The sequence below is a fragment of the Serratia sp. BNK-33-b genome (assembly GCF_048684565.1).
GTDB lineage: Bacteria > Pseudomonadota > Gammaproteobacteria > Enterobacterales > Enterobacteriaceae > Serratia > Serratia marcescens.
The window spans coordinates 1,504,311-1,518,014 of sequence record NZ_JBLQTZ010000001.1 but is presented as its reverse complement, the minus strand read 5'-3'; the positions used below and the strand labels follow the sequence as shown (position 1 = coordinate 1,518,014).

At 53.0% G+C, this 13,704-nt stretch carries 20 protein-coding genes, 3 tRNA genes and 1 pseudogene; 8 read left to right on the top strand and 16 right to left on the bottom strand.

What is annotated here, in order from left to right:
- Positions 1–91: 91 nt before the first annotated feature.
- From ACMGGK_RS07210 to ACMGGK_RS07155, 12 genes are all read right to left on the bottom strand, one after another.
- Entirely contained in the window at positions 92–688 is a 597-nt protein-coding gene (locus tag ACMGGK_RS07210; RefSeq protein ID WP_420276789.1) for a tail fiber assembly protein, read from the bottom strand.
- Between the two features lie 139 nt (positions 689–827).
- Positions 828–1,022 (bottom strand): hypothetical protein, encoded by a 195-nt coding sequence (locus ACMGGK_RS07205; RefSeq protein WP_420278066.1) that lies wholly within the window; start codon positions 1,020–1,022, stop codon positions 828–830.
- Positions 1,023–1,482: 460 nt separating this feature from the next.
- Positions 1,483–1,557: transfer RNA gene (locus ACMGGK_RS07200), tRNA-Gly, on the bottom strand.
- Between the two features lie 2 nt (positions 1,558–1,559).
- Positions 1,560–1,638: transfer RNA gene (locus tag ACMGGK_RS07195), tRNA-His, on the bottom strand.
- A gap of 2 nt (positions 1,639–1,640) precedes the next feature.
- A tRNA-Ile gene (locus tag ACMGGK_RS07190) sits at positions 1,641–1,717 on the bottom strand.
- Positions 1,718–1,965: 248 nt separating this feature from the next.
- Complete coding sequence (locus ACMGGK_RS07185) at positions 1,966–2,301, bottom strand: type II toxin-antitoxin system RelE/ParE family toxin (RefSeq protein WP_420276788.1); 336 nt, start codon at positions 2,299–2,301, stop codon at positions 1,966–1,968.
- Complete coding sequence (locus ACMGGK_RS07180; protein ID WP_420276787.1) at positions 2,270–2,506, bottom strand: ParD-like family protein; 237 nt, start codon at positions 2,504–2,506, stop codon at positions 2,270–2,272. Before ACMGGK_RS07180 ends, ACMGGK_RS07185 begins: the two co-directional genes overlap by 32 nt.
- A gap of 227 nt (positions 2,507–2,733) precedes the next feature.
- On the bottom strand, positions 2,734–2,841 hold the full coding sequence (locus ACMGGK_RS07175) for a hypothetical protein (protein WP_420276786.1): 108 nt from the start codon (positions 2,839–2,841) through the stop codon (positions 2,734–2,736).
- Entirely contained in the window at positions 2,796–3,590 is a 795-nt protein-coding gene (locus ACMGGK_RS07170) for a Rha family transcriptional regulator (protein ID WP_420276785.1), read from the bottom strand. The genes ACMGGK_RS07175 and ACMGGK_RS07170 overlap by 46 nt, the downstream gene beginning before the upstream one ends.
- A complete protein-coding gene (locus ACMGGK_RS07165; protein WP_420276784.1) occupies positions 3,587–3,832 on the bottom strand; it encodes a DUF4222 domain-containing protein in 246 nt (81 codons plus the stop codon). The genes ACMGGK_RS07170 and ACMGGK_RS07165 overlap by 4 nt, the downstream gene beginning before the upstream one ends.
- Before the next feature lie 15 nt (positions 3,833–3,847).
- Entirely contained in the window at positions 3,848–4,138 is a 291-nt protein-coding gene (locus ACMGGK_RS07160; RefSeq protein WP_420276783.1) for a CII family transcriptional regulator, read from the bottom strand.
- An 18-nt stretch (positions 4,139–4,156) separates the two neighbouring features.
- Positions 4,157–4,384 carry a Cro/CI family transcriptional regulator gene (locus ACMGGK_RS07155; protein ID WP_420276782.1) on the bottom strand — a complete coding sequence of 76 codons (228 nt, stop codon included), beginning with the start codon at positions 4,382–4,384 and terminating at the stop codon, positions 4,157–4,159.
- Between ACMGGK_RS07155 and ACMGGK_RS07150 the strand changes: the two are divergent.
- Both ACMGGK_RS07150 and ACMGGK_RS07145 read left to right on the top strand, forming a co-directional pair.
- Positions 4,280–4,594: pseudogene (locus tag ACMGGK_RS07150) on the top strand (hypothetical protein); the annotation flags it as partial. The gene ACMGGK_RS07155 and the pseudogene ACMGGK_RS07150 overlap by 105 nt on opposite strands.
- Before the next feature lie 199 nt (positions 4,595–4,793).
- Positions 4,794–5,255, top strand: coding sequence for a hypothetical protein (locus ACMGGK_RS07145; RefSeq protein WP_420276781.1), 462 nt, complete (start codon positions 4,794–4,796; stop codon positions 5,253–5,255).
- A 152-nt stretch (positions 5,256–5,407) separates the two neighbouring features.
- Here ACMGGK_RS07145 and ACMGGK_RS07140 read toward each other — a convergent pair whose 3' ends face one another.
- Positions 5,408–5,824 (bottom strand): hypothetical protein, encoded by a 417-nt coding sequence (locus ACMGGK_RS07140; protein WP_197763165.1) that lies wholly within the window; start codon positions 5,822–5,824, stop codon positions 5,408–5,410.
- Between the two features lie 2 nt (positions 5,825–5,826).
- The gene (locus ACMGGK_RS07135) at positions 5,827–6,096 is read right to left on the bottom strand and encodes a hypothetical protein (protein WP_197763166.1); all 270 of its coding nucleotides are present in this window, start codon (positions 6,094–6,096) and stop codon (positions 5,827–5,829) included.
- Between the two features lie 431 nt (positions 6,097–6,527).
- On the opposite strand from ACMGGK_RS07135, the gene ACMGGK_RS07130 reads away from it, so the two are divergent.
- The 4 genes from ACMGGK_RS07130 to ACMGGK_RS07115 all read left to right on the top strand — a co-directional run bounded on the left by ACMGGK_RS07130 (position 6,528) and on the right by ACMGGK_RS07115 (position 8,031).
- Positions 6,528–6,830, top strand: coding sequence for an ash family protein (locus ACMGGK_RS07130; RefSeq protein ID WP_366812216.1), 303 nt, complete (start codon positions 6,528–6,530; stop codon positions 6,828–6,830).
- Positions 6,827–7,360, top strand: a complete 534-nt coding sequence (locus ACMGGK_RS07125) for an antA/AntB antirepressor family protein (protein ID WP_420276780.1) — start codon at positions 6,827–6,829, stop codon at positions 7,358–7,360. Before ACMGGK_RS07130 ends, ACMGGK_RS07125 begins: the two co-directional genes overlap by 4 nt.
- A gap of 76 nt (positions 7,361–7,436) precedes the next feature.
- A complete protein-coding gene (locus ACMGGK_RS07120) occupies positions 7,437–7,646 on the top strand; it encodes a hypothetical protein (protein WP_420276779.1) in 210 nt (69 codons plus the stop codon).
- A gap of 1 nt (position 7,647) precedes the next feature.
- Positions 7,648–8,031 (top strand): hypothetical protein, encoded by a 384-nt coding sequence (locus ACMGGK_RS07115; protein ID WP_197763168.1) that lies wholly within the window; start codon positions 7,648–7,650, stop codon positions 8,029–8,031.
- A gap of 382 nt (positions 8,032–8,413) precedes the next feature.
- Here ACMGGK_RS07115 and ACMGGK_RS07110 read toward each other — a convergent pair whose 3' ends face one another.
- Positions 8,414–9,643 (bottom strand): tyrosine-type recombinase/integrase, encoded by a 1,230-nt coding sequence (locus ACMGGK_RS07110; RefSeq protein ID WP_420276778.1) that lies wholly within the window; start codon positions 9,641–9,643, stop codon positions 8,414–8,416.
- Positions 9,644–9,935: 292 nt separating this feature from the next.
- Between ACMGGK_RS07110 and ACMGGK_RS07105 the strand changes: the two genes are divergently transcribed.
- Both ACMGGK_RS07105 and nfo read left to right on the top strand, forming a co-directional pair.
- The gene (locus ACMGGK_RS07105; RefSeq protein WP_097101661.1) at positions 9,936–11,009 is read left to right on the top strand and encodes a YeiH family putative sulfate export transporter; all 1,074 of its coding nucleotides are present in this window, start codon (positions 9,936–9,938) and stop codon (positions 11,007–11,009) included.
- Positions 11,010–11,107: 98 nt separating this feature from the next.
- On the top strand, positions 11,108–11,947 hold the full coding sequence (nfo, locus tag ACMGGK_RS07100; protein WP_049205268.1) for a deoxyribonuclease IV: 840 nt from the start codon (positions 11,108–11,110) through the stop codon (positions 11,945–11,947).
- A 61-nt stretch (positions 11,948–12,008) separates the two neighbouring features.
- On the opposite strand, the gene fruA is transcribed toward nfo, so the two are convergent.
- On the bottom strand, positions 12,009–13,694 hold the full coding sequence (fruA, locus tag ACMGGK_RS07095; RefSeq protein WP_420276777.1) for a PTS fructose transporter subunit IIBC: 1,686 nt from the start codon (positions 13,692–13,694) through the stop codon (positions 12,009–12,011).
- Positions 13,695–13,704: the final 10 nt, after the last annotated feature.

The window sequence follows — 13,704 nt, the reverse complement described above, 5'->3', positions numbered from 1 at the left end:
AGAAAAAAGGAAAAGCCGACCGCTGCAATCAGTTTGGAGCATTTTCGAGTACAAAACACACCTTATGGCAGACTATCACTTATCAATGGAATTACTCTGCTGTATCCGGCCACACCGGATTATCGACATCAACCCGGCTCAATTCCACGCTGTAGCGCTCCCAGGCGTCCAACTTGGCCTTTTCTTCGTCCGTGGCCATGTCGAGTTTCACGGCGCGTTCAAGTGGCCTTATCACGTCTTCCGCTTCGCTCAGTAACCGCGATTTCCTTGATACCATGCCCTGGCGGGCTTCCTCGACCGATAACGGCGGAATATCGACCCAGGCTGGCTTGTCTCCCTTGCTGCCGCGCGTCTTGCCTTCCGGGGGCTGTCCGGTGAAGGTGGTGTAATCTTCATCGCTGACGTCTACCAGGTCTGCCGGTAGCGTTCCTGCGTTCTCGTACATATCGAGCAGGTCCACTGGGTAGAAGCTCGTCGTTGTCGCACTGAATTTATATTGGTTCATGATTAATACCCTACCGCTAAGTGCGTCGCGCAAACCGCCTGCAATTGTACGCAAATGCGTCCTCGTGGAACCAAGCGTTCCTCCTGAGCTAATTTCGCGCGCAGCTTTCGCCATATATTCTAACCATTCCCCTGCCTGAAAATCGTTCAGGCTGGCTACATTGATGCTGGTTTTATCACTCATAGCGTCTCCAGGTAGCAAAAAGCCCACGCGTATGCATGGGCCTGTAGTTGTCGCCTAAAATCGGTAACATGACGAAATAATTCACATTATGAATTATATTGAAATCATGATGATACCCATTATCGTTAGTCCTGCCTCCTCACTCTCCTGAGGCAGGGCTAACAGTAGTGTTATTACTGATGTTACATTGTTCCAATTTATAGCCAGCGCTTTCCTGCTGGCTTTTTTTTACTTGGCGTTGGATACCACCAGCGGCTGAAATCAATGCCAAAATCGCTTGGCCTATCCTCTCTGCCGTTGCTATCAATACCACAACAATCAAGGGGGGGAGCATGAAATTCCTGGGATTAATAATCTACTGGTTTGCCATACTGGCTCTTATTACAGGCTGGTTCCTGTTCATAATCTATGACTATGACGTCACCAGGCAATAATCGATAGAACAGCAAAAGCCCCGGCAATTAGCCAGGGCCTAAATCAGTGTTGCAGTGCTGGGTGCCTCCCAGTGAGCCGTTGGCCAGCAGTCACCATGACTCGTGATTCTGTCAAGCAAATTCCCGATTTGAAATTCCGCTGTTTCACCCCGACGCATAGTGGGATTCACTGCAACTAAAATAGTTTCAGATAGGCAGCTCAGTGCAGTCAATCGCCATAAACTCGCGGTTAGCCAGGGTTAGAAATGGAGCCGATTTTCCGACTTTCAGTGTGCATCACAATGAAGGAGCGCTCACGGTATTAGGTTGCCATTGTTCGATGTTGGTAAGCCCAATAATCATAAGCGCTCCGCCATTGTCTGGAGCGGTCAGCGGGAATCGAACCCGCATCATCAGCTTGGAAGGCTGAGGTAATAGCCATTATACGATGACCGCGCTGGTCCGCCATCGAGGCCTCGAACCCCGTACCGTTATCTCCATTAGGGATAACCGCTCTTCCTGCTAAGCTAATGGCGGTTTGGTAGCCCTTGCTGGGCTTGAACCAGCGACCGAGCGATTATGAGTCGCGCGCTCTAACCAACTGAGCTAAAGGGCTGAGGTGCCGGTCTTTCCCGGCTGTCAATTCAACACCAGAATAACAAGTGAGAACCGGCCATAAACCAGCTCGCGCAGAAAATATGAACGGAAGAATAATACTGCAAGCGTTTTTTCTCGCCGCAAATACTCTTGCCGTTGGATGCCGGTCTTTCCCGGTGTCACTTCACATCAGAAGGACGCACTCAGATACCCCCACCAAGGGATGCGATAGTGCGTATCAATACCAAGTGCGCCCTTCTGGAGCTGTTAGCGGGAATCAATCAGCTTCAGGTCAGTTTTACGCTGTCGCTTCTGTTCTTGGTAGAAGTTTTCATGTGACCCCAAACTCAAGAGATAAAGCTCCAGCTTGCCTTCAACCCAACTGTACCCTAAAAGCGTAAGCTGATTATTGAGCTGAAACTTATGCACACGGAGATAGTTAAGATCACCCTTCTTCAACTCACCTATTTCTGGATCAGCGATTATCCGTTCAATTTCATCTTCAACGACTTTTAACAATTGCTCGGGTAATCTTGCCAACGCTTTAGAAAAACGACTGGTTTCATACACATCAATCTGCTGACCGTTCGGTCCTTCTGACATAACGCGACACCTTTTTGTTTTCGACCTCGCTTTTAGCCAGCAAAGTTTCAAGTATGAAGCTATATGGCAGATCAGGGTTATCTTCGGCGATACGACCTATTTTGGCCCAGTGCTCAATCTGCTTTGGTACACTTCGACTTGAAGCCTCTGCATAGACTTTGACATCAGTAACGAAGTCGTCATCTAAACGAATGCTTGTAGCCATATCACTAGCCTTTCTCATCTATAGGTGATGAAACAGTGCCACAAAGAAACGCAAGAAGCAACAAATGGTCGCGCAGCAAGGTTTCCGTATGTCGAAAACAACAAAGCCCGCACAAAGGCGGGCCAATCAACGCCAGGCACACAACACCCATCGTTAGGGCAAAATTATCCCAGTTTCCGGAAAAAGTAAATAGCTCACTATAAAATAGCTCACGATTATATTTCTCACTATCTGGTTACGTTCCTCAACGCGTCACCGGCGATGGACTCCTCCTCATCCAGGTTGCGGATCAGTCCATCGTAAAATGGTTTGACGGTTTTTTCCCATGAGGCCAAGGAAATGCTTTGAGTGTGTTGCTGAATTGCCTCAAAGGCGTGCGATGCAGGTATGCGCTTATCTGAGAGCGGACAATGCCACCATTGGCATCATAGGTATGCAGCACCCGACAATTACGTGGATACTTAAGTTGCAGCGCTTCTTCCATACGATTAAATGCTGTGATGTAGTTTTCTTTGAAGATGGCTGCACGTTTGCCAGTGAAGCCCATAGCGAGGAACGCGAAACCGTCGCGGGTGATTTGATAGGCCGGCCGCTGTTCGCCCTTAGAATCGGTATATTCGACCGCCGCAAAATTGCGGGCGTTAAATTCAGGGGAGCATTCCAGAGAGCGGATTTTCTTCAGAACGTCATCATGACGCTTGGTAAAGTAATCAGCGATGGCAATTGAGGTGGTAACGGCGTGACCGTCGACGAGGGTAACTTCAGGTTGAGTCTGGGTAAGGGTAGTAGCCATGGAGGCAACCTCTATTGTGAGTTTTGATAACTCACCACCAGAGTTTGCAGGCTCATTGGTGGTGAGACGTACAGGGCTGCAAAAACCGGTCACAATAGAACCCGGCGAGCCTTTCGGCTCCCCTGTACGCCCCACCATTGACAGGTACGTACAACTTTTCGGCACAAAAAAACCGCTGGCGCGGCTGTGCGCTATTGTGAGTTCCGGGTTTGCAGGCCCGACAGCCCATTGAGGAGCTGTCTGAGCAGTGTAGCGCCCAAAACTCTTGGAATCAACCGTTGATGTATTCATACACCCACTCTCTTAAACTGCTTATCAAACTGCCAAAGCGGCACTACGCAAGGCTCCGGGTAAAAGTCGCGCTCAAAGGTCACTTCCAGCGAACTGGAAGCTGTAACAGTAATCATGCGCCCGCGCTCATCGCGGTAGCGCTCACCTATCATCGGAATACGCGGACCGGCACCCTGGCTAATAACCGAGGTGTTTCGCTGCAACATCCGGCGAAAACGCTCCTGTAACTCTTCTGTGCGCATAATTACCCCCTTCGATTAACGTTTCGTCGGCTCCCTGATGTGTTCAAGCATTGCGATTAGCCCACGGGCCAAATCGGCCGTTTCGTCACCACTGAACAGCACCATTCCTTCCGGCTTTTGGTAGTCGATGGCCGCCAGCAATAAACTCGCTCGCTCAACAAGCCCACCTGGCTTTTTCCAGTGGCTAATCCGCGACTCATCAATGCCAATCTTTGCCGCCACTTTGTTTGCGCCACGTACTGCGATGCGGCCCATAATTTCACTTTCGATATCCCGCGCTTTCTTGCGCGTGGTTGCGTCATGCATCTGTAATAGTTCCCTTCGTCATTTGCGTTTTGCACTTAGGCTCGGGAAAGGCCGCAGCTCCTCTGCCTCAACCATCCCGCTGTCGTGCACCAAAACGGTGATATTCCGTTTACTTTTTAATGCCTTGCTAATGGCGCTCTGATAGGCGATCGACTGTGGGTGCGCGAAACCTTCGCCGTTCTCGGCAACGAAGACGGATGCCCTATCGATTGGGATGGGAACCTGATTAAGGGGGACGAGAAGCAAGCAGCGCGGATTTATAAGGCTTCGTGCTGGCAAGAGCCGGGAAACTACGGACTGTGGTCGATACCTGATCGAGACACCCAATACGAAGGCGCATGGCGTCCATCAATCCACATGCCGCGCTGGGCCAGCAGAATCACGCTGGGAATCACCGCAGTGCGCGTTGAGCGCCTGAACGATATCAGCGAAGAGGATGCCAAGGCTGAAGGAGTACGAGTGGTCAAAGTTAGAGAGGATGCGGGCGGCGAAATAGTCCCTGAACACTACAGGTTGACGCTGCTGCGCATTAACAAAGAGAGTTTGCGGCGAATAGACAAGCACGGCAGCAGTACAAACGCAGTTTCTTTGTGCGACACCAGCTATCTAGCGGCGCTCGATGAATTTGAAAAGACGGGTGAATTAAGGGGGATGCATGACACTAACGACTGAGACACTCAATGATTTCATCGCAGGACAAGGTTTTGGGGTGGCGCCCTCGGCTGTAGAGGCAATGGCTCGCGAACTCCTGGCTAACCGGGAGGCGCAGCTGGTGCCAACGGGTAAGTTTGCAGGTTATGGGCTTTACCATGCTGAGCGTGATGAATTTGGAAGCTGGTTAAAGGCAGCACCACAGAGCGATTGCAGCGACGCAATCACTAAGCATGGGTATGTGAACGTAAAGCTATACACCGCCCCGCCAGCGCCTGCAAACGCGCGCGCCGTGGCATGGGAAATGCGCTACTGGAACAGCGGCTACAACATGTGGCACGACTGGGAGCGCATCACAGCAGAACAGCATGCAGAGATGAGCGTGCAACACGCTACGAGCAACGATTACGAGTTTCGTGTGCTGTACGATTCCCCACCGGTGCCGCCGGAGGGAAGCTGTGATTGATTGGTTTACCCTCGCGCTCCTGATTGCCTTGTTCAGTTTCGTAGGCTGCATCCTGGCATTCGCATGGATTATGTTGAAGGTTATTCACGACTAACCAGCCCTATCTGGGCTGGCTTCAGGAAGAGGAAGTGATGTTGGCTATAACGGGTCGATTACTTCAGTACCATAGAGTTTAGAACCTCGAGGATTTTCCCCAGGTAGTTGCCGAACACAAACCAAGTTATGCCAGCACAAGCGACGATTACAGTCGTGCCAATGCCAACTGCAATTTTCGTTTTGTCGATTGTCTTTTCGATTGCATCCAGGGACTCCATCTTCTTCTCTATGCCTGATAGAGTCATCTCCATGCGAGAAACAGCGCATGCGAGCGAAGCGTCGTTCTTAGCATCCGAGAGGTGCGTATAAACCTGGTCGATTCGATCATTCATATGCTTACTGTCCTCTTTCAATTCGTTGAAAGATTGGACGATCCACTGGTGCTGAGTATGCCTCGACTCTCCGCCACCCGCTACTTGGGTGTCGTCTCTAGGGGCAACCTGATCGCCATCAAGAGGAATCCGCTTACTCATGATTATAGTCCTTTAGCGTTCAACCATTCCCAAACAAGTTTATTATGCAGTCCAAAGTACGAGGTGACTGGCAGTACAATGAAAGAGCTAAGTTCCGCTGAGTTATCCTCACCACACAGCAGCATGGTTAAGTCTCTGGTTGTGGCACATTGGCTATCAATCAACCAAAGACTGTCGCCAACTTCAAGAAATTGCTGAGTAGAGAATTTTTCCGAGACGGCTTTCTTCATGTTTTCTTGGTCGTCTGTCGCTATCACAGCAAAGACAGTCATGATTTTTCTCCATTTATGTCGGTGGGTATCCGAGTGTTTTCCATGAACATAGTGTTCACATCTTAACTGCTAAGTCATTAGTTAACAATTTTTAGTGTGAGCAGGGGCGCAAATCAGCGCACAGAAAAACACCAGGTGAACAACACCTAAGTTAGCTAAAACCTTCCCTGAGCAATAGCTCACTTCGCCCTTTCATGAACGGAACATAATGATGCTCACCATCAAACCACACTTTGTGGTTTTTCTTTTTCAAATCAGATCATTAAGAACTTTCTCATAAAAAAACCCAACCGATCGCTCAAAACGATCGGTTTTTAATTATTGATCTACGAAACCTATTTGTTAATCAGAAAATCTTTACCACACTACCTATGGTGCGCACTGAGCCAAGGACGATTAATGACTTAATTTCAACCAATTAGGGTGAGTCGATGAGCAAAATTCGCATTTTCAGTGGCAACAACCTTGTTGTTCGGTCTATCATGCCTGTGCAGCCGCAAAATCGGTTGCCGGGTCTTGCAGCTCGGACATTACCAAAGCGCACAACCGCGCCAAGCGGTTTTTTTGTGTGCGGCGTACGGCTACACCTTTCAATGGTGGGGCGTACAGGGGAGCCGAAAGGCTCGCCGGGTTCTTTGGTGACCGGTCCTGCAAGCCCTGTACGTCTCACCACCAATCAGAGACTTGCAGCTCCCGGTGGTGACTCCCAAAACACCAAAGGAGTTCAGCCATGAATAGTCAACTCATCCCCGTCTTCGATGGCGACATAAGCAATGAACCGACCCTGCTTTGTGATGCCCGTGAACTTCATCGGCACTTAGAGGTAGGCAAGCGCTTTGCCTCCTGGATTAAAGAGCGTATCTCTGAGTATGGTTTTGTTGAAAATCAAGACTATATAGCTATTTCCCAAATCCGGGAAATAGGTCATGGACGGGGAAGGATTGATTACCACCTCACCCTCGACACCGCCAAAGAGCTCGCCATGGTCGAACGTAACGAGAAAGGCCGGCAGGTTAGACGCTACTTTATCAACTGCGAAAAACAGCTGCGTAATAACGTCGCGGCCACGCAACAAAGCAACGCTCTTGATTACCGAAATTGCAGGGTTCTTCACACCTACAATGAGTTAGGTGTAATTGTGAAATCCAGAATGGCGAAGAATAATGAAGACCTCACCAGTCCTGAAAACGTCGCCAATGTTTTACGCAAACGAGGTTGGGTGATGGTTCGCATTGACAGCCTAAAAAGCGAGAAATTTAATTAAAACCATTACCCATCAATAACTGCTTAATTGCCCCAGCCATTCGCTGGGGTTTTTATTTGCATAACCGGTTACCAATATGAAGCCAAGAATTCCTGAAAAAATCAGCGCTAAAGCTGAGGCAGTTCTGCGCGCGTATAGAGCTGGGCAGCAAAGGCCACGCCGCACCTATCAGAACAAATATTTAACGCTATCTGTCACGCCCTGGTGGCGCTACCTGTCGAAAGACGAAGGCACTACATGGCGGTTAATGTCCCATTCTGAATACAACACAGAATTAAGGAAATGAGATGACTAACTATCAACTTCTCTGTTTTCTTCAAGAAGATGGCGGTTTTTATGACGTCAAAGGGCACATTGACCTGCTCAAAAGCACATTCCCTGATGCTGGGTTCGATGACATAGACATTAAAAACCTGCGAAACATCATCACTCGTTCAACATCCATCGCTTTCGAACGGCGCTGGGCGGAACGCTCAATGAAAATTAAGGTTGTTTACGTCTCCCCCAAATATGCCAATTACTCCAAGGCAGCGATTGGGATTGGTAGAAAACGCGCAGCGCCGAAATGGACCTATCTTGAGGGAGAGCATCAAGAAACCGTAAACGCCATCTTACGGCGTCAAACGTTCGATCGGTTACTGAGTGAATGCCGTGGACAAAGCCCGCGATGATAATCTGCGAAGCACGGCACAAGAGGTTTTAAACGAATACCGCTCCCCTACCAATAATCTCACATATCGCGAAATCCTCGACAAGCACGCAGCTAAGATCGCTCCTTACTGGCCGGCAAAGCCGCCAGCATGGATGCGACTCAGCTGTGCCTGCATGCGGATTGATACAGTTAAAAAGCAGAGGAAACAATGAATATAGAAAATAGTGGTTTTTGGCGCACATCATCAGTGTGTAAACATTTTGAAGTTAATCGACGCACTATTCATCGTTGGCGTCAAGGGAAAGGCGTTAAAGAGCCGTTCCCTGAACCTATACAACAAGCATTCAGGGAAGGTAATCGTTGGATAAGTGAAGAGGTCATCGCATGGGGGAATCGTAATATCAAGACGCGACAGAAGGCCGCTTGAACTCCGCAACCTGCGGGTCAACAATCCCCATTAGTCTTGCCCACCAAAGGCTATATGCCGTTCTCATCTCGTCTAGGTATTTGTGTTTATCATACACGCCCCAGACGCCAGGCAATTTGTGCCCCAACATCATTTCAGAAATATGAGGCTCGGCGAGCTCCGACCAATTGGTTCTTGCTGTCCGTCTTAAATCATGAACAGTGAAATGGGGCACGCTCTCCTTGTACACCTTCAGCATAAATTTACATAACATCCCCGTAATACTCAGATGATTTCCACTCGGCATCGGTTCCGTCCGATTTGAGAAAGCATATTTCCCCGGCGCTAAATCCATAGCTGACTTAATAAGTGGCACAACACCAGGGATAATTGGCCTAATGATGGGTTTTCCTGTACTTGAGCCTGTTTTATGGTTCTGTGGCGGTACGACCCACACCATATTTTCGAAATCAAAGTGATCTTTTTCCGCTAATCTTAACTCGCTAACTCGACAACCAAAGAAAAGACATAGCTTAATTATCGATTTATTCCTATTACTCATCCTGGATTGGTCACAGGCTTTCCAGATAAAAGCGATCTCCTTCCTCTCCAAGGTACGCTCACCAACATTGGTTTTGATGCCAAAATCGGAAGATGTAAGCGTAACGACTGGATTATGCTCAACAGCTCCCCTTTTGTGCGCCCAGGCATAGCTATTTTTGGTTTTGTTAAGGATCCGCTTTGTTACGCCGGTATACACAGCCGCCAGCGCATCCAATAGCTCTATCCAGCGCTGTAGGGATATCTCAGAAGCCGGGTATTTGCCAACCTTAGGGAATACATGCAGCTCGAACGATCGCATCACCTGATCCGCGCATTTTTTCCCGCTCTCGACCATTTCGAACCAATCGCGGAACATCCGTTCAAACGTCATAGAGGAATTTAACCGAGCCAACTCCAGCTCGCGGTGGATTTTAGGGTTCTTTCCTATAGCCAACACAGCAGCATGCTTTGCAACCTCCTCTCTGGCTTGCTTTAACGATATGGCGGGATATGAACCGATGGTCATCTTGTCTTGCTTACCCATGAATCGGTAGCGATAGAAGAAAGTGACCGCACCCTTGATGGATAAGCGAACCCACAAACCATCACGATCGGCCTTTTCTTCAACCTTCAGACGCCCTCGCCCCAAGTTGGATTTTAAGTACGTATCAGATAACGCCATAGCCCCCTCAAGCCACCAGATGGACACACCGAGAAGAAGGATACAGCATTATGGACACAAATATGGGCAAAGATTTTATGTCCCAACGTTGGACAACGTTGCCCAATCAATTTTTCTAATTAGGTGGTTTTACCTCTTAAGGCCGCATGGTTACTGGAAAAATCGCCCCAACAAGTCCCAAAGAGTCCCCATACCACTTATATAGATAGGTTATAAATATATAATCAATTTCTCTTTTATTCAGCCCAAACGTACTCTTAGCAGCAAGAAACAGACTGAAGGACTGACTTTTATGGCGACTGATACCACTCACACTTACCCCGAGCGACGCTTTCCGCTGTTCGGCCTGCCGCGGCTGGTGCCGGGGCTGGCGCTGACCGGCGCGCTCACCGCGCTGGCCGTCTGGGCCGGCGATATTCCCTGGGTGGCGGAGCTGGGGCTGGGGGCGTTGACGCTGGCGATCCTGATCGGCATTCTGGTGGGCAACACGCTGTACCCCCGCTGGCAAACCGTTTGTCACGGCGGCGTGCAGCTGGCCAAACAGCGCCTGCTGCGTTTGGGGATTATTCTTTACGGCTTCCGGCTGACCTTTCAGCAGATCGCCGACGTGGGCGCCAGCGGCATTATCATCGACGCGCTGACCCTGATCACCACCTTCCTGCTGGCCTGTTGGCTCGGCAAGAAAGTGTTCGGCATCGACAGCCAGACCGCGATACTGATCGGCGCCGGCAGCAGCATTTGCGGCGCGGCGGCGGTGATGGCCACCGAGCCGGTGCTGAAGGCCGACTCCAGCAAAGTGGCGGTGGCGGTTTCGACCGTGGTGGTGTTCGGCACCCTGGCTATCTTCGTCTATCCGTGGCTGTATCAGTTGAATGAACACTTCCAGTGGCTGCCGTTCAGCCAGGAAACCTTCGGCATCTACGCCGGCTCCACCATTCACGAAGTGGCTCAGGTGGTCGCCGCCGGGCACGCCATCGGGCCGGACGCCGAAAATGCGGCGGTGATCGCCAAGATGATCCGCGTGATGATGCTGGCGCCGTTCCTGCTGCTGCTGTCGGGCTACATCAGCCGCGGCAGCGCAGGCAAGGCGGAAAAATCCGCCATCACCATTCCGTGGTTCGCCGTGCTGTTTATCGCCGTCGCCGGGCTGAACTCCTTCAACCTGCTGCCGGCCACGCTGGTGCGCCATCTGATCACCGCCGACACCTGGATGCTGGCGATGGCGATGGCGGCGCTGGGGTTGACCACCCACATCAGCGCCGTGCGCCAGGCCGGGGTGAAACCGATTCTGTTGGCGACGCTGCTGTTCGTCTGGCTGCTGGTCGGCGGCGGCGCGATAAACCAACTGGTGCAACACCTGCTGTAATCGCCCTCGGCGGCCCGCTTCGGCGGGCCGCCGCTTTTCGCCATTCAATCCGCCCGCCATCAATGCCATAATGTCACCGATAACACAGGAGAATGAAGATGAAGTTTGTCGGTGCACATGTCAGCGCGTCAGGCGGCGTGGATCAGGCGGTTATCCGCGCGCACGAATTGGAGGCGACCGCGTTCGCCCTGTTCACCAAAAATCAGCGTCAATGGAAGGCCGCGCCGCTGGCCGCCGACGTTATCGATAAGTTCAAGAGCGCCTGCGCCCAGTACGGCTTCGGGCCGGGGCAGATCCTGCCGCACGACAGCTACCTGATCAACCTGGGCCACCCGGTGGCCGAGGCGTTGGAAAAATCGCGCGAGGCGTTTATCGACGAGCTGCAGCGCTGCGAACAGCTGGGGCTGACGCTGCTGAACTTCCACCCCGGCAGCCACCTGCTGCAAATCGATGAAGACAAGTGCCTGGCGCGCATCGCCGAATCGATCAATATCGCGCTGGATAAAACCGCCGGCGTGACGGCGGTGATCGAGAACACCGCCGGCCAGGGCAGCAACCTGGGCTTCAAATTCGAACACCTGGCGGCGATCATCGACGGCGTGGAAGACAAAAGCCGCGTCGGCGTCTGCATCGACACCTGCCACGCCTTCGCCGCCGGGTACGATCTGCGTACCGAAGAAGACTGCGAGCATACCTTCAAGCAGTTGGGCGACATCGTCGGCTTCAATTACCTGCGCGGCATGCACCTGAACGATGCCAAGAGCGAGTTCAACAGCCGCGTCGACCGCCACCACAGCCTGGGGGAAGGCAACATCGGCAAAACGGTGTTCAGCTACATCATGCGCGATCCGCGTTTCGACAATATCCCGCTGATTCTGGAAACGGTAAACCCGGACATCTGGGCGGAAGAGATCGCCTGGCTGAAAGCGCAGCAGTAACGCGGCGCCCAAACGACAAAACCGGAGCCTGGGCTCCGGTTTTTTTATGGCTGGATCGCCGTTACGCCACGCTGGCCGCCGGTACTTCAGCACGTTTCAGCAGGGCATAAGCCACCCCGGCCAACAGCGTGCCGGCGGCGATCGCTACCAGGTACAGCAGCACCGGCGAAATCGCGCCCGGGATCAGCAGCACGAACAGCCCGCCGTGCGGCGCCATCAGTTTGGCGCCGAACGCCATCGACAGCGCGCCGGTCAGCGCCCCGCCGGCGATGCAGCACGGCAGCACGCGCATCGGATCGCGGGCGGCGAACGGAATCGCCCCTTCGGTGATGAAGCACAGCCCCAGCACCAACGCCGCCTTGCCGCCTTCCTGTTCGGATTTCGGGAACTTGCGGCGCGCCAGCAGCGTCGCCAGACCCATCGCCAGCGGTGGTACCATGCCCGCCGCCATGATTGCCGCCATCGGCGCATACACCGAGGAACTGAGCAGCGCCACGCCGAATGCATAGGCCGCTTTGTTCACCGGGCCGCCCATGTCGGTGCACATCATGCCGCCGAGGATTGCCCCCAGCAGTACGGCGTTGGCGGTGCCCAGCGATTGCAGCCAATGGGTCAGGCCTTCCATGATTTTCGCCACCGGCGTGCCGACCACGTAAATCATGATGAGACCGGTGATCAGGCTGGCCACCAGCGGAATGATCAAGATAGGTTTCAGCGCTTCCATACTCTGCGGCAGACGCAGCTTGCTGCTGATCGCCTTGGCGACGTAACCCGCCAGGAAACCGGCGATGATGCCACCGAGGAACCCGGCGCCGGTGCTCACCGCCAGCATGCCGCCGATCAGGCCCGGCGTCAGGCCCGGACGATCCGCGATGGAAAAGGCGATGAAACCGGCCAATACCGGCACCATCAGCGCGAAGGCGGAGCCGCCGCCGATCTGCATCAGCGCCGCCGCCAACGTGCCTTTGACTTCAAACGCCTTGATGCCGAACACGAAAGACAGCGCGATACACAGGCCGCCGGCCACCACCATCGGCAGCATGTAGGACACGCCGGTCAGCAGGTGACGATACGGGCCGTTGCCCTCTTTCTTCTTCGCCGCCAGCGCCGCGCCGCCGCGCTGCTGCGGCTGGAACACTTCAGCTTCGGCCAGCGCCTTGTCCAGTTCCTGCGCGGTTTTCTTCAGCGCCAGACCGGTGGAAGTACGATACATCGGTTTACCGGCAAACTTGTCCAGATCCACCTCGATGTCCGCCGCGACGATCACCAGATCCGCCGCCGCCACTTCTTCCGGGGTGATGGCGTTACCGGCGCCCACGGAGCCGCGCGTTTCCACTTTCACCCACCAGCCGCGTTTCTTCGCTTCACTTTCAATGGCTTCGGCCGCCATAAAGGTGTGCGCCACGCCGGTTGGGCAAGCGGTGATCGCCACGATGCGTTTTTGCCCATCGGCTTTCACCGGCGGCGCCGCCTGCCGTGCCTGATAGGTTTCAGCTTCGGCCCTGGCGCGCGCCAGAAAAGCGTCCGGTTCACGCACCGCCTGTTCTACATCGCCCACATACACCAATTTGCCGTTCAGCCCGGCGTCAGCAGGGGCAGCCTGCCCCGCCACCGCCACCAGTTCGGCGTCCTGCAGCGACTCGACCAGCGTCAGGCCGGTTTTGGCCGCGGCGGCCTCCAGCATGCGTTTCGCCAGGTGGCCACGGGCCTGCCCCAGCGAACTGTCTACCATCAGCAGCGTTTTCATTCTGCCTCCT